Here is an 18,113-nt window from a genome sequence, read left to right as displayed (position 1 = left end):
TTAGGGTAGGCCACGCGTGTGCCAGGCACACTGAAGCCATTGTTTACCAACACCGTCCACTGTAGTGCGTCACCTGTACTTAGGGCAACGTTCCGAGGCGCGTGTTCCAAAATGCAGTGCGATTTTCAGTGAACGCTCACATGCATGTCCCGCATGCGTTCAACGGCCGCTTGGCTCGACCAGCGCAGAGGACACGTCCGTGTCCAATGCACCGAGATCTCCGGAGAAGCCATGCCATCGCGCCACGTGCGGCAGGGGAGCCTCGATGGGGAACGTGACGATGAGCGTGCCATGCTCCACCGTGATGCGGGACGGCCTGCCGGCAAGGAACTCGTTGCTCAGTCCGTTGACGCGCGTGCTGCTCATGTCGGCGTGGTGCAGCTCGTATTTCAATCCCGTTTCGCTTACGCCGGTCGAGATATCGCTGTGGGAGAACACGGAGACCATGCGTCCCGCAACGGCGTCGTCCGCCGGGAAATCGAGCGCGCCGTCGCAGATCGCGGTGACGATCGATCCGTCGCCGTGCAGGTAGCCGGTCGCGCCACGGTCGGCCAGTAGCGCCATAAGCTGAATATTGGAAATCGTATGGTCGATTCGTCCGCCGAGCGCGCCGTATATGTGGAACGTGCGCGCGCCGCGCAGCCAGCCGATCTTCAAAGCCGACAGCAGGTCGGGATCGTCCTTTTCCGAAGGCAATGCGATGGTGTGGTCGTTTTGCGTGGGGCGTCCGCCGGTAATCGAATCGAAGTCGCCGACCACGAAATCGGCGTCGATGCCGAAGGCACGGGCGTGGTCGAGGCCGCCGTCCGCGGCGACGACGAAGGCGTCATCCGGAATCGCAGGGGTCTCATCGTAATAATCGCCTGCGCCGAAGATCACGCAGGTGCGGGCATCGTGGAAATCCATACCCGGTAGTGTAGCCGTGACGGACGAAAGGAAAGAATCGTCATTTTCATGGCTATGCGGCATACCTAAAATGTCTGAAACCTGTGGAGATTGTCACGCATGAATCGGTTCGGAGGCGCGGCGGCGGTTTTTCGACATGCGGATGCTGGTACACTGACACCGAGTTTGTTTTGAAGGGATTGCAGATAATGTGCGGAATTGCTGGTTTCGTCAACGATATGCCCATTGACGTGAAATGCCCGGTCCTCCAACGTATGACCGACATGATCGCGCATCGCGGGCCGGACAGCGAAGGCCATTACATCGACGAGCATGCGGCGCTCGGCCATCGAAGGCTCAGCATCATCGACCTCGGCGGCGGCCAGCAGCCCATCTACAACGAGGATGGTTCGAAGGTCATCACCTTCAACGGCGAGATCTACAACTATCAGACGCTGCGTGAGGAATTGATCGCGGCCGGACACACCTTCACCACCAAAAGCGATACCGAGGTGCTGCTGCACGGCTATGAGCAGTGGGGTGTGGATTTGCTGCAGCGCGTACGTGGCATGTTCACTTTCGTGATCTGGGACAAGAACAAGCAGGAGCTGTTCGGCGCGCGCGACCATTTCGGCATCAAGCCCTTCTACTATGCGAAGATGAACGGCACGTTCATGTACGCGTCGGAGATCAAGAGCCTGTTGCGCCACCCCGATTTCGTCAAGGAGCTCAACGCCGAGGCGTTGAAGCCGTATATGACCTTCCAGTATCCGGCGATCGGTGAGACCTTCTTCAAAGGCGTCTACAAGCTGCCGGAAGGGCACTATTTCACGTACCGGGATGGCAAGATGGACATCCACCGGTATTACGACGAGGATTTCCGCGAAGGCAAGCAGAAGCTGGGCGAGCTGGTGAACTCGATCGACCAGACGGTGTGCGATTCCGTCAAGGCGCACCAGATCGCCGATGTGGAGGTCGGCTCCTTCCTGTCGAGCGGTGTCGACTCCAGCTACGTCGCCGCCGTGGCGCGTCCGCAGCACACGTATTCGATCGGTTTCGGCAAAGGCACGTACAACGAATCGCAGCAGGCCGGCGAACTGGCGGAACTGCTCAAACTGAACAACACCGCCGAGTCGTTGACCGACGAGGAGGCGTTCGCCGCGTTCCCGCGCATCCAATGGCATCTCGACGAGCCGGACTCCAATCCGAGCTGCGTGCCGCTGTACTTCCTGTCCGCATTGGCCGCCAAAGACGTGAAGGTGGTGCTGAGCGGCGAAGGCGCCGACGAGTTGTTCGCCGGATACATCGACTACGGCGTGCACACCAAATTCAAGCCCATCAAGGTGGTGACTCGCTGGCTCACGCATCTGCCAGCCGGCGCGCGCAAGGCGATCGCCCGGTTCTGCAAGGGCAAGACCTTCCCGGGCGCATGGCATCTGTACGCCAATCTTGCGCCGGCCGAGGAAAGCTTCATCGGACAGGCACGTGTGTTTGAGGAATCGCAGTCCGAACAGCTGCTCAAGCCTGAATACCGCAAGGCGCCGAGCGTGCAAAGCATCGTCGACAAGACGTATGCGCGTGTGGAAGGCAAGGGTCTGAGCGAACTGAAGAAGAAGCAGTACCTTGACATGCATCAGTGGATGCCGGGTGACATTCTGCTCAAGGCCGACAAGATGACCATGGCGCATTCGCTGGAATTGCGTGTGCCGCTGCTCGACAAGGAGCTCATGGGCGTGGCCGAGCAGGTGCCGACCAAGTACCTCATCACCGACGAGAACACGAAATACGCGTTCCGCCAGGCGGCGGGACGTCATCTGCCCAAGGAATGGTACGACCGTGAGAAGCTTGGCTTCCCGGTGCCGATCAAGAAGTGGCTGCGTGAGGAGAAGTTCTACAAGTACGTCCGTTCCGTGTTCGAACGCGATTACGTCAGCCAGTTCTTCGACCAGGACGCGCTGCTGAAGATGATCGACGACAACTATGCCGGCAAAACCGACGATCGCCGCAAGATCTGGACCGTGTACTCATTCCTGACGTGGTACGACGTCTACTTCGTGCACGACGGCGAGAAGCCGGACGTCATCGCCATCGCCTGACAGCGGATGCCGTCCGAATGGTGACGAACACCCCGGGACCGGTGCGACACGCGCTGGTCCCGGGGTGTGGTATTATTTACAAGGCTTGAGAAATCAAGAAAGCGGGATATCCCCACCTGGAAGCCTTTCAGGGCCTCGGGTTCAGGCAGATGCCTTCCACCGGTCGTCTCGGTGAGATATGTAAGCCGCTCTTACGGGTTTACGGCGCGTTGTGATGCGTTTTGGCATGCCTTGAACAATCGAGACTTTGGAAAACTGCCAATCAAAGGATGTTCCGTTGCATGGAATATGAGGATTGGAGTCATCATCAGCGACGAACCACGCATTAACGACGAGATTCGCGTCTCCCAGGTGCGTCTGATCGGCCCGAACGGCGAGCAGGTGGGAGTCATCGCGACTTCCGTCGCACTGAACCTGGCAAAGGAAGCGAACCTCGATCTCGTCGAGGTGGCGCCCAACGCGAAGCCTCCGGTCGCCAAGCTCATCGATTACGGCAAGTACAAGTACAACGAGAAGATCAAAGCTCGTGAGGCGCGCCGCAACCAGAGCACCGCGGAAATCAAGGAAATTCGCTTCCGTCTGAAGATCGACGACCATGACTTCGAGGTCAAGAAGGGCCATGTTGTGCGCTTCCTGAACGGCGGAGACAAGGTCAAGGTCACCATCATGCTGCGTGGCCGCGAGCAGTCGCGACCGATTGGCGGCGTCGAGTTGCTGCAGCGACTTGCCAGCGAAGTGGAGGAATACGGCACCGTCGAATTCGCTCCGAAGCAGGAAGGCCGCAACATCATCATGACGCTCGCGCCGAAGGGCAAGAAGGTTCACACCCAGTCCGAGCAGCGTCGTCGTGGCGATCAGTCCCGTGCCGAGCGTCAGGCCCGCCAGGCCGCCCGTTTGGCGGCCAAGCAGGAGGCCCAGGCTCAGGCGGCGGCAGCAGCCAAAGCCGCCGTGGCATCCGACAAACCGAAGACTTCCGAAACGAAGTAACAAACAAGGAGGGCAGCAATGCCGAAGATGAAAACTAATTCCGCCGCTTCCAAGCGCGTCCGCGTGACCGGTTCCGGCAAGCTGATGCACGCCGGCTCCGCAATGCGCCACAACCTCGAGCACAAGTCCGCTCGTAAGCGCCGTGAGCTGAAGGCCGACGGTGTTCTGGCCACTTCCCAGAGCAAGAACATGAAGAAGCTGCTCGGTCGCTGAGCATAGCGAGAGCTTAGAAACAAAGACTTAATAGAAAGCTGAGGAATCAAATATGGCACGTGTCAAGCGCGCAGTAAACGCCCACAAGAAGCGTCGCGTCGTTCTCGAGAGGGCTTCCGGCTACCGCGGCCAGCGCTCCCGCCTGTACCGTAAGGCCAAGGAGCAGCTGCTGCACTCCTTTACCTACAACTTCCGCGACCGCAAGGCTCGCAAGGGCGACTTCCGCAAGCTGTGGATCCAGCGCATCAACGCTGCCGTCCGCGCCGAAGGCATCACCTACAACCGCTTCATCCAGGGCCTGCACCTTGCCGGCATCGAGCTGGATCGTCGCGCTCTCGCCGAGCTGGCCGTCTCCGATCCGGAGGCTTTCAAGGCCATCGTCGAGCAGGCCAAGGCCGCTCTTCCGGCTGACGTGAACGCTCCGAAGGAAGCCTGAGTTTCCCCGACGGTTCACCTGTGAACTTCAGAACCCCCGATCCGGCAAACGGACGGGGGTTCTTGCGTATCGCGTTCCCCATACCGGATACTTTGAATAGACTTTCCGGAATGTTGATTTCCATCCAATGACGGCTTCCACTTGGAACGAACGTCCTTGGAATCCTCCATGCGGGCAACGCGTTCCGTACGGGAACGTGACGGAACGGACACGACAAATGATGACGATGCAAACGGAGGACCACGATGACGGATATCGAACGCTTGATTGATCAGTTCCTCGCGTACATCGACGTGGAACGAGGACTTGCGAAAGCCACGGTGCGCGCATATGACTCGGACCTGCGCAAATACAACGGCTGGCTTGCGACGCAAGGCATTCAAGACCTTAATGCAGTGACCACGCAGGACGTGGAACGATACATCGCCTTTCTTGACGATTCCGGAGAATCCGCGCGCAGCAAGGCACGAAGACTGGCCAGCATCCATGCATTCCATCGCTTCGCACTGAACGAACATGTGGTATCCAATGACGTTGCGGCACAGGTCAAGGCTCCCAAAGGCGCGACGACGCTGCCTGACGTGCTCACTGTGGACGAGGTGGCCAGTTTGCTGGACGCGATCCCCGTCTCGCAGAATCGGCCTCAATCCGAAGGCATGGCGGACATGCCCGACGATCCCGCGATGCTGCGCGACAAGGCGTTGCTGGAATTCATGTACGCCACCGGAGCCCGCGTGTCGGAAGCGTGCGGCGCGAATCTTGACGATGTCGACTTGGAATCGAACGTTGCGAGATTGATGGGCAAAGGCTCCAAACAACGTCTGGTGCCGGTCGGCAGTTACGCATGTGAGGCGATCGCAAGATACCTCAAAAACGGACGGCCGCAGCTCGAGTCGAAGGCGAAAGGGCCCACCGAACGACGCGCGTTGTTCCTCAACAAGCGCGGCAAACGACTGTCAAGGCAATCGGTGTGGGAGATCATCCGTGCGGCCGGGGAACGCGCGCATATCGACAAGCCCCTGCATCCGCACACATTGCGCCATTCCTTCGCCACGCATCTGATCCAAGGCGGGGCCGACGTGCGCACCGTGCAGGAACTGCTGGGTCACGCGAGCGTCACCACCACGCAGATCTACACGCATGTAAGCCCGGAGAACCTCATCGAGACATATCTGACCTCGCATCCAAGGGCAAGATAGCATGAGATGCATGTGTTGCTGCCGTTTCTGACGGCGATGATGGGCTAGCATGGAAACAGTGGAGTTTTTGACACGAGGATGTTGGTAAGGTAAACGGTATGCCTACGGATTTGCTTGGACGTGATTATGAGACGTTTCCCGCACCGGAGCCGCTGCAGACGCACGGTCCGGCAAGGGTCATCGCCATGTGCAACCAGAAGGGTGGCGTCGGCAAGACCACCAGTTCCATCAATATCGGCGGCGCGCTAAGCCAATACGGCAGGCGCGTGCTGATCGTCGACTTCGATCCGCAAGGCGCCGCCACGGTGGGTCTCGGCATCAACGCCAACGCGGTGGAGGACACCGTGTACACGGCGTTGTTCAATCCGCGCATGGACGTGCACAGCGTGATTCACCACACCGATTTCGAGAATCTCGACATTATGCCGGCCAACATCGATCTGTCCGCCGCCGAAGTGCAACTGGTCACCGAAGTGGGACGTGAGCAGGTGCTTGCCGGTGTGCTGCGCCAGGTCAAGGACGAGTACGACGTGATCATCATCGACTGCCAGCCATCGTTGGGCCTGCTGACGGTGAACGCGTTGACCGCGGCCGACGGTGTGATCATTCCGGTCGCTGCCGAATTCTTCGCGCTGCGTGGCGTGGCGCTGCTCATGCAATCCATCGAGAAGGTGCAGTCGCGCATCAATCCGAGCCTTGAAGTGTATGGCGTGCTGGTCACCATGTACACCCGTACCCTGCATTGCGAGGAGGTGTTGCAGCGTATCTACGAGGCGTTCCAAGGCAAGGTGTTCCATTCCGTGATTTCGCGTTCCATCAAGCTGCCGGATTCCACGGTGGCGGCCGCGCCGATCACCATCTACGCGCCGAACCACAAGACGGCGAAGGAATACCGTGAAGTGGCCCGCGAGCTGATCGCCAACGACATCGTGGCCTGAACTTTGCAAGAGCCCCGTTGGGGGCTCTTGGTGTTTATGAGCGACTCGACACACTTATAGTCATGTTGACTATAAGTGTTAGACTCCTTTCCTGTAAGCAATTCGAAGTATTGGAAGAGGCCATCAATTGATCATGGGCAATGTCTCGGAACGGCGCAAGCAGCCTCCGCAGGTCGGCGTATCCGTGGTGATTCTGGCTTTGGGACCGGTTCCGCAGTCAGATGTGGGCGCTGGTGCCGCTTCGTCCGGCATGGGCTCCACCCTGTGGATGCCGCTGGTCAAACGCGTCCGTCAGCCTTTTTTGGGGCAATGGGCGTTGCCGGGAGGCGGTCTGAGGGCCGACCATTCATTGGAACAGTCGGCGTATGCCGCACTGGAATCGACGACGTCGCTGCATCCGAAATATCTTGAGCAGCTTTACACGTTCGGCGATCCGGCACGTTCGCATGGCGGTCTGCCGATGGTGTCCATCGTGTACTGGGCCCTGGTGGGCGAGGCCGATGGACGAATCGACTTCGCCGGAGGGGACAACGTCAAGTGGTTCCCCGTCAACCATCTTCCGGAACTTGCGTTCGACCATCGCACCATCGTCGAATACGCCATGAACCGGCTTCGCGGCAAAATCGAATCGCCTGACATCGCCACTCGATTGGTGGGCGAGCGATTCACGTTGAGCCAACTGCATGACGTGTACGAGGCGATTGCCGGACAGCGTATCGATTTGGCGAATTTCCGCCGTAAAATGCTCGCTTCCGGACTGTTGGAAGACACCGGTGAGAAACTGCGGATCGGCCGTAACAGGCCGGCGGCGGTCTACCGGTACAGCCGGAAGCCGGGAACGGATTTGTGGACCGAAGCCGGAACGGCATCCGAATCGGACGACACTCGAATTGCTTTCCAGGATGACGACGCGTTATCCGCATTGATGACGGCGTGATCGCCTGCCATCGTCGGGCTTGAACGAGCTCACGACACAATAGGAAAACAATGATAAAGGGGTGTTGATGTCCGCATCGCAACAAACCGTCGGGGGAGAGGTCTCGCTGACTCGCAACGAGCGTCTTGACCGACTGCCGTTCAACAAGGCGCACAGGAAGCTGTTGGTGGCTTCGGGTATTGGATGGGCGTTCGACGCGATGGACGTTGGTCTGGTGTCGTTCGTCGTGGCCGCCATCGCGGCCGATCCGCATTTCAATCTGACGCCGACCGAGAAAAGCTGGGTGCTGTCCATCGGTTTCGTCGGAATGGCGATCGGCGCCGCGCTTGGCGGCTTCGTGGCCGACCGCGTTGGCCGCAAGACGGTCTTCTCCGCGACGCTGGTGATTTTCGGTCTGGCCAATGGCGGTATGGCGTTGTCATGGTCGCTGGCGGCTCTGCTGATCGCTCGACTGGTCATCGGCCTCGGCCTGGGCGCCGAGCTGCCGGTCGCCTCCACATTGGTCTCGGAATTCTCTCCGACCAAACAACGCGGCCGTATGACGGTGCTGCTGGAATCCTTCTGGGCAATCGGCTGGATCATCGCCGCCTGCATCGGCTATTTCGTCATTCCTAACACCGGCGATTGGGGATGGCGCTGGGCGCTGCTCATCGGAGCATTGCCGCTGCTGTACGCCATCGTGACGCGCATTCATATCCCTGAGTCCGTGCGATTCCTCGAATCCAAGGGACGTGAGGATGAGGCCGAGCAGGCCGTGCGCTACTTCGAACAGGCCGGAGGCGTCGAACCGGTCGCATCCCCGAAGGGCGAGCCGCTGCCGAAGATCAAAACCCGCGAGCTGTTCGGCAAGAAGTATCTTGCGCGCACCGCAGCCATCTGGGCCACATGGTTCTTCGTGAACTTCTCCTACTACAGCGCGTTCACGTGGATGCCGTCTCTGCTGGCCGACCAGTTCGGCTCGCTGACCAAGTCGTTCGGCTACACGCTCGCCATCGCCATCGCACAGCTGCCCGGCTACTTCCTCGCGGCATGGCTGGTGGAGATCTGGGGCCGCAGGAAGACCCTGAGCGTGTTCCTCGCCGTGTCCGCCGTGGCCGCGTTCGCCTTCTCCCAAGCCGGTTCCGTGGCCGCTGTGCTGGGCTTCGGCATGTTGCTGTCCGCGTCCAACCTTGGCGCTTGGGGCGTGTTGTACGCGGTGACTCCGGAAATCTATCCGACGCGTCTGCGCGGCGCCGCCTCCGGTGCAGCCGCGGCTTGCGGTCGTGTGGCCGCGATCATCGCGCCGCTGCTGATGCCATGGTTCCTGACCTTGTCCGGTGGCAACAAGGCCGTGGCGTTCATCGTTTTCGCCGTGGCGTTCATTCTCGCCTGCGTGGCGGCCCTGTGCCTGCCTGAACGCACTGGCAAGGAGCTTGAGGATTAAGGTCCGCGCGTCTCTTCGCGCGATTGACGGCGGGCCTGTCGGCATGATCTGACAGGTCCGCCGTTTTCCATGTGTCGTAATGCTTCGCTAGAATTGGCTCGGTTTGTGTGTAAGTACGGATTTTTAAGTACCGATAGCATGTACGTACCGAACGTTTACGTAAGAGAACAGCAACACTAAGAGAGGTTTCGATGGCGGTTCGCGGCGATATCCGAAATGTAGCGATTGTGGCACACGTCGATCACGGTAAGACCACCCTGGTCAACGCGATGCTGGCCCAGTCCCACGTGTTCAACGAGCGTGAGGAAGTCCCGGACCGTGTGATGGATTCCAACGATCTGGAACGCGAGAAGGGCATCACCATCCTCGCCAAGAACACCGCGGTGCAGTACACCGGCCCGCTGGCCGCCAAGTACGGCCATCCGGAAGGCATCACCCTCAACATCATCGATACCCCTGGCCACGCCGATTTCGGTGGCGAGGTGGAGCGTGGCATCTCCATGGTCGATGGCGTCGTGCTGCTCGTCGACGCTTCCGAGGGCCCGCTGCCGCAGACCCGTTTCGTGCTGCGCAAGGCCCTCGAAGCCAAGCTTCCGGTCATCCTGTGCGTGAACAAGACCGATCGTCCGGACGCCCGAATCTCCGAAGTCGTCGGTGAGTCCTCCGACCTGCTGCTCGGCCTGGCCCAGGACGTCATCGAGGAAGGCATCGACCTCGATGAGGATTCCCTCTTCGACCTTCCGGTCATCTACTGCGCCGCCAAGGCCGGTTACGCTTCCGAAAACCAGCCGGAAAACGGCGGCCTGCCGGACAACGACAACCTCGAGCCGCTGTTCGAGGCCATCATCAAGAACATTCCGGCTCCGGAATACGAGGAAGGCGCGCCGCTGCAGGCCCACGTCGCCAACATCGATTCCTCCGACTTCCTCGGCCGACTCGGTCTGGTCCGCATCTACAACGGCACCCTTGAGAAGGGCAAGACCTACGGTCTGTCCCGTGTGGACGGCTCCATCGAGAACTTCCGCGTGTCCGAGCTGCTGCGTACGCAGGGCCTGGAGCGCACCCCGGTCGAATCCGCAGGCCCTGGCGACATCGTCGCCGTCGCCGGCGTGAACGACATCATGATCGGCGAGACCATCGTCGACCCGGACGATCCGCGTCCGCTGCCGCTTATCCACGTTGACGACCCGGCCATCTCCATGACCTTCGGCATCAACGATTCCCCGCTTGCCGGCACCGAAGGCAAGGACCACAAGCTTACCGCCCGCATGATCAAGGACCGCCTCGATCGCGAGCTCATCGGCAACGTGTCCATCAAGGTGCTGCCGACCGACCGTCCGGACGCCTGGGAAGTGCAGGGCCGTGGCGAACTCGCACTGGCCGTGCTTGCCGAGCAGATGCGCCGTGAAGGCTTCGAGCTGACCGTCGGCCGTCCGCAGGTGGTCACCAAGACCATCGACGGCGTGGTCAACGAGCCGATGGAAAACACCACCATCGACGTGCCGGAAGAGTACATGGGCGCCGTCACCCAGCTGCTCGCCGACCGCAAGGGCCGCATGGACAACATGACCAACCACGGCACCGGCTGGGTCCGTCTGCAGTTCACCGTGCCCTCCCGTGGTCTGATCGGCTTCCGCACCGCGTTGCTGTCCGCCACCCGCGGCACCGGCATCGCCTCCTCCATCTCCGCTGGCTACGCTCCGTGGGCCGGCCAGATCGTGACCCGTCAGAACGGCTCCATGGTCTGCGACCGTCAGGGCGTCGCCACTCCGTACGCCATGCAGCGTCTGCAGGCACGTGGCAACTTCTTCGTCGAGCCGCAGTCCCCGGTGTACGAGGGCCAGGTCGTCGGCATCAACAACAAGCCGGACGAGCTGGATGTGAACATCACGCTGGCCAAGCACATGACCAACATGCGTTCCGCCACCGCAGACGTGCTGGAAACCCTGACCCCGCCGATCAAGATGAGCCTCGAAGAGTCCCTGGACTTTGCCAACGAGGACGAGTGCGTGGAAGTCACCCCGGAATCCATCCGCGTGCGCAAGATCATTCTGAGCCGTGAGGATTGGTACAAGTGGCGCGCCAAGCAGCGTCGCCAGAACAACGCTCAGAATAACAAGTGATTCTTCGCATTGTTTTGGCGCTTCGCGGGCACGGTAGTGTGTTCCGCTAGTGCGCTAAACGCTTAAGAAAGGCAAGAGATGTCGGCGGTTTTCCGCGTATCTCTTGCCTTTCTTGCTGTTTTGTAAGGAACGTAGGGCATAGTGGAAGACATGACGCAACGCACGCAGGAAACACAGCCGGAACCGCAATCGCAATCACAGGACGGCATCGACCGCAGGCTGCTGCCGTGGTCGCATCGTCTACCGGTATGGGCGCGGTTTTTGGTTGACCTGCTCGCCGGTGCCGTCGTCGGCGTGATCGGCACGATGGCGCACCGCATGGGCGCGTCGGCGAATATTCCCTACGGTCTTGTGATCGCATATGCTCTGGTCATCATCTCGACATGGTCGGCGCGTTCACGTGATGGCGTATCGGGCCTCGCATTGCATCTGATCAGTTCGTCACTGGTGGTCTGGACCGTCATGGCCGGTTACGGTCCGGGCGGGGACGCCATGATTCCCGTCGGATTCGGCGAGACGGCGACGTTGCCGTATTTCAGCAACAACGCCGGCTATTTCTGGCTATACGGCGTGGTGCTGATTCCATTGATCATGCTGGCGCTGCCCAAAAGCTGGTTCACGATGCCGCCGCGCACTGAGGATGACTCCACGGAATATGACCAGAACGAATCGTCTGAACCGGACCATGACACCGCCCAACCGGTGGACTAGACCCCTCCACAGCCCCGCGAATGCGCTAAGGTGCTTAGGATGACCCGCAACAAGGAGGCACAGGCGGCAATGAGCGCACGCAAGCTGTTCTATCTGGGGCCACAAGGCACCTTCACCCATCAGGCGGCCGTCAATGCCGCCCAAGAGTTGGCACGGCTCGAACCGCAAGGCTTCGACCTGATGCCTATGGACGATGTGCCGCAGATTCTTGACGCCGCACAGCACGGCGACGGCTGGGGAATCGTGGCCTGGGAGAACAACGTCGAAGGGTACGTGGTCCCCAACCTCGACGCTCTGATCGACGCGAAGGACCTTGTCGGATTCGCACGCGTCGGTGTGAACGTCGAATTCGACGCATACGTGGCGCAAGGAGCCGATCCAGCCGAAGCGCGCATCGCCACCGCCCATCCGCACGGTCTCGCGCAATGCAAACGATTCATCGCCGAACATCGGCTCTCCACACAGCCGGCCACATCCAACGCGGCGGCCTGCCGGGACCTTATCCCAGGTGAAATCGCCTTCGGTCCCGCCATCTGCGGCGAACTGTACGACATCACCCGCATCGGCACCGCCATCCAGGACTACCAAGGAGCCGCCACCGACTTCCTCGTGCTCGCGTCACGCGCCGAAGTCGCACGGCTGCTCGCCAAACCACGCGCCGAAGCTAACGTCGAATACGAATCGGTATTGACGCTCATCCCGCTCGTCACCGGCCCAGGCGTGCTCGCCAACCTGCTCGACGTGTTCCGTGACGCGGGACTGAACATGACCAGCTTCATCTCACGGCCCATCAAAGGACGCACCGGCACATACAGCTTCATCGTCACCCTCGACGCCGCCCCTTGGGAGGAACGTTTCCGCGACGCGCTTGTGGAAATCGCAGAACATGGCGACTGGGCCAAAACACTCGCCGTCTACCCGCGCAGGGAACGCCCCAACCCGCCCGTCACCTCATGGATGCTGCCGCAAGGCGGCGTACGACTCGACGACAGCCACCTGCCGGACGATTGGCAGAACGACGAAACCGTCAGAAGGGAGCTGATGTGGTGAAGCCACGCATCGCAATCGTAGGACTCGGCCTCATCGGAGGATCACTGGCACGCCGACTCGTCAACGCCGGCTGCGAAGTGACCGCATGGAACCACAACGACCGCCCCTACGCCACCGCCGAAGCCGACGGCATCATCTGCAAACCCACCTTGGCGGCACTCGCCGAAACCAAACCGAACGTGCTCGTACTGTGCAACCCGCTCAAGGCCATGCCCGAAATCCTCGGCGCATTGAAACCATTGATCGACACGGAAACAACCACGCTCACCGACGTGGGCAGCGTCAAAGGCATGGTCCGCGACCAAGTCAAAGCCATTGGTCTTGACGGCTGCTACGTCGGAGCACACCCGATGGCCGGCAACGAACTGTCCGGCTGGGAGGCATCCGACCCTACACTCTATGACGACGTGCTCTGGGCCATCACCGTCGACGAACACACCGAATACCGCCGGTTCCGCGCCGTGGCCGACATGATCGTGAATCGTTGCGGCAACCGGCTCATCGTACTTGACGACGCCACCCATGACCGTTGCGCCGCGCTCATCTCACATATGCCTCACGTCATCGCCACCGCCATGATCAACGAGCTGGTGGCCAACCCGAACCGCAACATCGCGGCCGCGCTCGCAGCCGGGTCCTGGCGTGACATGACGCGCGTGGCGCTGACCGATCCGAACCGCACACGTGCCATGGTGGAGGAGGACGCGGCCAACGTGGAGACTTTGCTACGCAACATGGCCAACCGATTGACGTTGGTGGCCAACGTGCTGCATGACATGGCCGATACCGGCGTGCGCCCCACGGAAGGCGACGTGAAGCAAATGGACCGTTTCTTCGCCCAAGGCCAACCGTTCCGCGACTACAAGGCCGCCAGCAGGCAGCCGGAGTACGCCGAACATTGCGCGACGGTCGAACTGTCGATTCCCGAAAACGATTGGCAGCGCACGCTGCTGGAATCCGCCCGCAGAGGCGAGCATATCGTGCGATTCGACGGCGAGCGTACCGCGATCGCGCAGGCGCGTTCCGTGGTCTGACGACTGACGCCATCGCTATGCAAAAGCGCCGCAATCGCAGAAAATCAGTGCGATTGCGGCGCTCTTGTCTTTGCGCGCGGTAGGGGGAGGTATGCGACTACGGACGTGGCCGAGTCATGGAACGTTCCGGCACCGGCTTGATCGTCACGATTTCGTCGGCGGGAATCGTGACACGCTGCTCGGGACGTGAGCCGTTCGCCGCCGCATCGCGCGTCATCTCCAGTTTCTGACCGTCCCACGAACGCACGTGGCCTACGTAATCGCGGAACTTCATACGATGATCGGTAGGATCGACGCCTTCCAAGGTGCGCACCACGATGCGCGCTCCTACTGGAATCTCATTGGGAATAGGCATTGCTGCCTCCTTTCGATGTTCCGCTCCAACTGTCTCACTCGCTCGCCACGGCGTCAAGGACCGGCTGCTTCAACGCGCGGGAGGCGGGGGAGATGCTGGACACCAGACCGACCACAATCGACAGCAGCAGGAACACGAGCAGCTGCAACCACGGAATCGCCAGCGTCTCCAAACCTTCGGACGCGTAGACCGCACGAATCACCACTCCCGCGGCGACGCCGACGACCAAACCCAACACCGTGCCGAACACGGAGATGATCGCCGCTTCGATGCCAAGCATGCCACGCACCTGGCCACGTGACGTGCCGATGGCACGGAGCAGACCAATCTCCTTGGTGCGTTCCGACACGCTCAACGCCAGCGTGTTCACGATGCCGAAAATGGCGATGATGATGGACAAAGCCAGCAACGCGTACAGGACCATGAGCATCTGATCGATCATCGAGCTCATCGTGGACTTGTACTCGTCACGGTCGAACACGACGATTGTGTAGTATTTCTTGATTGTTTTCTTCAGGGCCTTCTTGACTTGGGCCGTGTCGGCGCCCCGCTTGTCCGTGACGAACGCCTGCATGACGAACATGGTCTGCTTGTTGCCGATCTGCTCGGCCAAATCGTCGTTGACGATCGCGAAATCGCGGTATACGGAATTCGACACGATCGCGCCGATGGTCAGCGTCTTTCCGGTGGTGACCTTCTTCGTCTTGACCAGCGTTTTCGGATCGACGTTCTTGGCGTCGTTCGTGTACTGTTCGATTTCCGAAGCCTTGGCCTGCGCTCCTGCCAAGTCGCCGGATGCGGCCAATTGCTGGGCCTGCGACTGCAATTCCTGCACATGCGCCTGCACCTTGGCCTGGTAATCGGCCTGCGCCTTGGCTGTGGCCTCCTTGTCTACCACGATGTTCTCGGCCGTGGCCTTGACCTTCTGACCCACATGCCATCCACGATCGTCGGCAATGGTCTTGCCGACGAGCAGCTTGCCATCCTTCAACGCGGCAGCGGCATCACCTTCGGTGGTTTCGGCGGCGAAGATCTTGGTGAACAGCTCCGGCTGTGTGGCGAACGTGAACCCGTTGATGGCTTTGCCGTCATATTTCACACCAAGCACCACACGGTTCGACACCACATGATTCACGCCATCGACCTTTTTGATGTCTTTGATGGCCTGGTCGGGAATCTGCCCGGCCGAAGCCGAAGATACGGCGAAATCGGCTTTGAGCCCGGTATCCACCAGCGAATTGACCGAAGCCTTCGCCGACGTGGCCACCACGCCCAGACAGCTGACAATCGCCACTCCCACGAACAGGGCGGCTGCGGTGTTGGACGTGCGACGTTTCGAACGAGAAATGTTACGTTGCGCGAGACGCCCAGTCACGGTGAAGGCCTTCGATGGCAGCCAGCCGAGCACCGCGCCCGCGGTGGACACGTATGCCGGTCCCGCCACAATCACGCCGATCACGGCCAGCGCCGCGCCAATACCGAGCGGCCAGCCGACAGCGATACTGTTGAGCGCCTTCCACGGCGTCGGACCGCCGTCACCATCCGCGGCGGCCAAAGCGTAGGTGAAACCCCAGCTCAGGAAGCCCAACAGCACCATGACGGTGCCGAGGATGCCACGTGCGAGGACGGGCTTTTCCGGATTGACGGTTTCGTTCATCGCCTGAATCGGCGGGGCAAGCGCCGCATTTCGCGCCGGCAGGGCCGCACCGATCAACGTCACCACAATGCCGACCACAAGGCCGACGAGCATGTCGGAAACGGTCGGATTGGTGGCGCCGGTCAATGGCATACCCATATTCGCCAAACCGGATGCGATGAGTTTGACCATGCCCCAGCCGAGCCCGATGCCTGCGAGCGAACCTACCAGGCCCAGCAACAGAGCTTGCACGATCACCGTGGAGAACACTTGCAGGGGAGAAGCGCCGATGGAACGCAGCAGCGCATAGCCGCGCATCGACTCGCGCACGATCATGGAGAACGTGTTGGCGATGATGAACGAGCCGACAAACAATGCGATCACCGCGAAAATCAGAATAAGCGGTTGGATGAAGCCGAGCGCGTCCTGCGTGGATTTGGTTGATTCGTCACGGTATTCGTCACCGGTGATGGCATGCGCCTTCGCCGATCTCGGCAGCGCCTTGTTGATACGGTCCGCCAGCTGCTGCTGCGCGTTGTCGTCAAGCGGCGTGGTCTTATTGCCGTAGACGCTGATCAACGACGTCTTGTCGGGATCGTCCGACTGCTTGCTGGCTTTTTCCTTGGCCGTTACGGGATCGATGGCGATGATGATGGCGCCTGCCTGGCTGGCATCGGTGGTGAAGATGCCGCTGACGGTCACCTTATGAGCGCCGTCCGGATAGACGATTTTCGTCTTATCGCCGACCTTCAGACCCGACTGTTCGGCGGCGAAGGAATGAAGGGCGATCTCATCGCCGTTCTTCGGCCACGTGCCGGTCGTGAACTTGGCGGACCGCCACGGCGACGACTTGCCCATGCCTATGGCGAGCGTCGGAGACCCCATGGTGGTCACCGCATCGCCATGCTTGTCGAGCAGCACCACGCCGGACAGCATGTGCACGACGCGTGCCGAGGAAACACCGTCGACCTTGGCTATCGTGCCCGCCAGATCGACGTCGACATCGTTGTAGCTTTTCGTCGATCCCATCGACATCGCCGACGAATCTTTTTTCTTCTCCTGCGAACCGCGCACGTACACGTCATGGTCCGCATTGGTGGACATCATCTGTGAAACCTGGTTGTTGAGCATTTCGCGGAAACAGAACGAGCCGACCACGAAACTCACGCCGAGCGCGATGGCCACGATCGACATGATGAAACGGCCGAAATGGCTGCGCGCGTCGCGCAATCCTATGCGAATCATGCCTGCGAGTCCTCCGTCACGGTCGGAACGGCGGTGGAGGCGGCGTACTTGGAAACATCGTCGATGTCGTCGTCGCCGGCGAACACCTCAAGAATCTCGTTGTACGTCGGATGCTGCATGTCGCGGGTGATGTTGCCGTCGGTGAGTACCAGCACACGGTCCGCGAAGGAGGCCGCACGCGGATCGTGGGTGACCATGACGATCGACTGGCCGTAGTCGCGTACCGAATCACGCAGGAAGCCAAGCACTTCACGGCTGGAGCGCGAGTCGAGGTTGCCGGTCGGCTCGTCGGCGAAGATCACGGACGGTCGTGCCATGATGGCGCGGGCGCAGGCCACGCGCTGCTGCTGGCCGCCGGACAGCTGGCTTGGACGGTGCGTGAGCCGCTTCTCCAGACCGACCACCTTGACCACTTGGTTGAACCAGTCGCGGTCGATCGTACGTTTCGCTATCTGCAACGGCAGCAGGATGTTCTCCTCGGCGGACAGCGTCGGCACCAGATTGAACGACTGGAAAATGAACCCGATCTGTTCGCGGCGCAGGTCCGTCAACTGCTTCTGGTTCATGGAGGAGACCTCGAGTCCCTCCACGATCACCTTGCCGGACGAAGGGGTGTCGAGCCCGGCCATGCAATGCATGAGCGTGGACTTGCCGGAACCGGAAGGGCCCATGATGGCGGTCATTTCACCGCGCTTGAATTCCACATTCACATGATCCAACGCCATCACTTCGTTGTCTTTTGAGCCGTAGACCTTGGTCAGGTCGATGGCGCGGGCCACAATCCCATCATCGGGGTTTTCGGCTGTCGGATGCTGTACGTCATGAATGGAATGACGAGTCATAAT

General features: G+C 60.5%; 16 protein-coding genes. 12 read left to right on the top strand and 4 right to left on the bottom strand.

Annotated features, from left to right (window positions below):
• Nucleotides 1-159: 159 nt before the first annotated feature.
• On the bottom strand, nucleotides 160-906 hold the full coding sequence (locus Q5H33_RS02350; RefSeq protein WP_117320064.1) for a thiamine diphosphokinase: 747 nt from the start codon (nucleotides 904-906) through the stop codon (nucleotides 160-162).
• Between the two features lie 188 nt (nucleotides 907-1,094).
• On the opposite strand from Q5H33_RS02350, the gene asnB reads away from it, so the two are divergent.
• From asnB to Q5H33_RS02290, 12 genes are all read left to right on the top strand, one after another.
• Nucleotides 1,095-2,981, top strand: coding sequence for an asparagine synthase (glutamine-hydrolyzing) (gene asnB, locus Q5H33_RS02345; protein WP_011743427.1), 1,887 nt, complete (start codon nucleotides 1,095-1,097; stop codon nucleotides 2,979-2,981).
• Between the two features lie 288 nt (nucleotides 2,982-3,269).
• Nucleotides 3,270-3,968 (top strand): translation initiation factor IF-3, encoded by a 699-nt coding sequence (gene infC / locus Q5H33_RS02340; protein ID WP_038444659.1) that lies wholly within the window; start codon nucleotides 3,270-3,272, stop codon nucleotides 3,966-3,968.
• Nucleotides 3,969-3,986: 18 nt separating this feature from the next.
• Nucleotides 3,987-4,181 carry a 50S ribosomal protein L35 gene (rpmI, locus tag Q5H33_RS02335; protein WP_003810699.1) on the top strand — a complete coding sequence of 65 codons (195 nt, stop codon included), beginning with the start codon at nucleotides 3,987-3,989 and terminating at the stop codon, nucleotides 4,179-4,181.
• Between the two features lie 52 nt (nucleotides 4,182-4,233).
• Nucleotides 4,234-4,617: a 50S ribosomal protein L20 gene (gene rplT, locus Q5H33_RS02330; protein ID WP_003810697.1), complete on the top strand. Its 384-nt coding sequence runs from the start codon at nucleotides 4,234-4,236 to the stop codon at nucleotides 4,615-4,617.
• A gap of 245 nt (nucleotides 4,618-4,862) precedes the next feature.
• The gene (xerD, locus tag Q5H33_RS02325) at nucleotides 4,863-5,816 is read left to right on the top strand and encodes a site-specific tyrosine recombinase XerD (protein ID WP_003810696.1); all 954 of its coding nucleotides are present in this window, start codon (nucleotides 4,863-4,865) and stop codon (nucleotides 5,814-5,816) included.
• Nucleotides 5,817-5,914: 98 nt separating this feature from the next.
• Entirely contained in the window at nucleotides 5,915-6,754 is an 840-nt protein-coding gene (locus Q5H33_RS02320) for a ParA family protein (protein WP_011743425.1), read from the top strand.
• Between the two features lie 127 nt (nucleotides 6,755-6,881).
• Nucleotides 6,882-7,691 carry an NrtR DNA-binding winged helix domain-containing protein gene (locus Q5H33_RS02315; protein WP_138296735.1) on the top strand — a complete coding sequence of 270 codons (810 nt, stop codon included), beginning with the start codon at nucleotides 6,882-6,884 and terminating at the stop codon, nucleotides 7,689-7,691.
• Between the two features lie 67 nt (nucleotides 7,692-7,758).
• Nucleotides 7,759-9,114 (top strand): MFS transporter, encoded by a 1,356-nt coding sequence (locus tag Q5H33_RS02310; protein WP_302422791.1) that lies wholly within the window; start codon nucleotides 7,759-7,761, stop codon nucleotides 9,112-9,114.
• 191 nt (nucleotides 9,115-9,305) lie between these two features.
• Entirely contained in the window at nucleotides 9,306-11,237 is a 1,932-nt protein-coding gene (typA, locus tag Q5H33_RS02305; RefSeq protein ID WP_003810688.1) for a translational GTPase TypA, read from the top strand.
• 150 nt (nucleotides 11,238-11,387) lie between these two features.
• Nucleotides 11,388-11,948: a hypothetical protein gene (locus Q5H33_RS02300; protein ID WP_011743422.1), complete on the top strand. Its 561-nt coding sequence runs from the start codon at nucleotides 11,388-11,390 to the stop codon at nucleotides 11,946-11,948.
• A 69-nt stretch (nucleotides 11,949-12,017) separates the two neighbouring features.
• Nucleotides 12,018-12,998: a prephenate dehydratase domain-containing protein gene (locus Q5H33_RS02295; protein WP_302422811.1), complete on the top strand. Its 981-nt coding sequence runs from the start codon at nucleotides 12,018-12,020 to the stop codon at nucleotides 12,996-12,998.
• Complete coding sequence (locus Q5H33_RS02290) at nucleotides 12,902-14,032, top strand: prephenate dehydrogenase/arogenate dehydrogenase family protein (protein ID WP_241155115.1); 1,131 nt, start codon at nucleotides 12,902-12,904, stop codon at nucleotides 14,030-14,032. Before Q5H33_RS02295 ends, Q5H33_RS02290 begins: the two co-directional genes overlap by 97 nt.
• A gap of 97 nt (nucleotides 14,033-14,129) precedes the next feature.
• Here the strand turns inward: Q5H33_RS02290 and Q5H33_RS02285 are convergent, their stop codons facing one another.
• The 3 genes from Q5H33_RS02285 to Q5H33_RS02275 are packed head-to-tail and all read right to left on the bottom strand — an operon-like array spanning nucleotide 14,130 to nucleotide 18,110.
• On the bottom strand, nucleotides 14,130-14,387 hold the full coding sequence (locus tag Q5H33_RS02285; protein ID WP_021913854.1) for a DUF6725 family protein: 258 nt from the start codon (nucleotides 14,385-14,387) through the stop codon (nucleotides 14,130-14,132).
• Nucleotides 14,388-14,421: 34 nt separating this feature from the next.
• The gene (locus Q5H33_RS02280; protein WP_117565392.1) at nucleotides 14,422-17,268 is read right to left on the bottom strand and encodes an ABC transporter permease; all 2,847 of its coding nucleotides are present in this window, start codon (nucleotides 17,266-17,268) and stop codon (nucleotides 14,422-14,424) included.
• Nucleotides 17,265-18,110 (bottom strand): ABC transporter ATP-binding protein, encoded by an 846-nt coding sequence (locus Q5H33_RS02275; protein WP_117565391.1) that lies wholly within the window; start codon nucleotides 18,108-18,110, stop codon nucleotides 17,265-17,267. Before Q5H33_RS02275 ends, Q5H33_RS02280 begins: the two co-directional genes overlap by 4 nt.
• Nucleotides 18,111-18,113: the final 3 nt, after the last annotated feature.

This window comes from uncultured Bifidobacterium sp. (assembly GCF_959020145.1).
Classification (GTDB): domain Bacteria; phylum Actinomycetota; class Actinomycetes; order Actinomycetales; family Bifidobacteriaceae; genus Bifidobacterium.
This window is presented reverse-complemented; position numbering and strand designations above follow the sequence as displayed.

Excerpts from the sequence above, each read along its gene's own strand:
- asnB (WP_011743427.1), top strand. The coding sequence starts at position 1,095 with ATGTGCGGAATTGCTGGTTTCGTCAACGATATGCCCATTGACGTGAAA.
- rpmI (WP_003810699.1), top strand. The coding sequence starts at position 3,987 with ATGCCGAAGATGAAAACTAATTCCGCCGCTTCCAAGCGCGTCCGCGTG.
- rplT (WP_003810697.1), top strand. The coding sequence starts at position 4,234 with ATGGCACGTGTCAAGCGCGCAGTAAACGCCCACAAGAAGCGTCGCGTC.
- Q5H33_RS02300 (WP_011743422.1), top strand. The coding sequence starts at position 11,388 with ATGACGCAACGCACGCAGGAAACACAGCCGGAACCGCAATCGCAATCA.
- Q5H33_RS02285 (WP_021913854.1), bottom strand. The coding sequence starts at position 14,387 with ATGCCTATTCCCAATGAGATTCCAGTAGGAGCGCGCATCGTGGTGCGC.
- typA (WP_003810688.1), top strand. The coding sequence starts at position 9,306 with ATGGCGGTTCGCGGCGATATCCGAAATGTAGCGATTGTGGCACACGTC.
- xerD (WP_003810696.1), top strand. The coding sequence starts at position 4,863 with ATGACGGATATCGAACGCTTGATTGATCAGTTCCTCGCGTACATCGAC.
- infC (WP_038444659.1), top strand. The coding sequence starts at position 3,270 with ATGAGGATTGGAGTCATCATCAGCGACGAACCACGCATTAACGACGAG.
- Q5H33_RS02295 (WP_302422811.1), top strand. The coding sequence starts at position 12,018 with ATGAGCGCACGCAAGCTGTTCTATCTGGGGCCACAAGGCACCTTCACC.
- Q5H33_RS02350 (WP_117320064.1), bottom strand. The coding sequence starts at position 906 with ATGGATTTCCACGATGCCCGCACCTGCGTGATCTTCGGCGCAGGCGAT.
- Q5H33_RS02280 (WP_117565392.1), bottom strand. The coding sequence starts at position 17,268 with ATGATTCGCATAGGATTGCGCGACGCGCGCAGCCATTTCGGCCGTTTC.
- Q5H33_RS02320 (WP_011743425.1), top strand. The coding sequence starts at position 5,915 with ATGCCTACGGATTTGCTTGGACGTGATTATGAGACGTTTCCCGCACCG.
- Q5H33_RS02275 (WP_117565391.1), bottom strand. The coding sequence starts at position 18,110 with ATGACTCGTCATTCCATTCATGACGTACAGCATCCGACAGCCGAAAAC.
- Q5H33_RS02290 (WP_241155115.1), top strand. The coding sequence starts at position 12,902 with ATGGATGCTGCCGCAAGGCGGCGTACGACTCGACGACAGCCACCTGCC.
- Q5H33_RS02310 (WP_302422791.1), top strand. The coding sequence starts at position 7,759 with ATGTCCGCATCGCAACAAACCGTCGGGGGAGAGGTCTCGCTGACTCGC.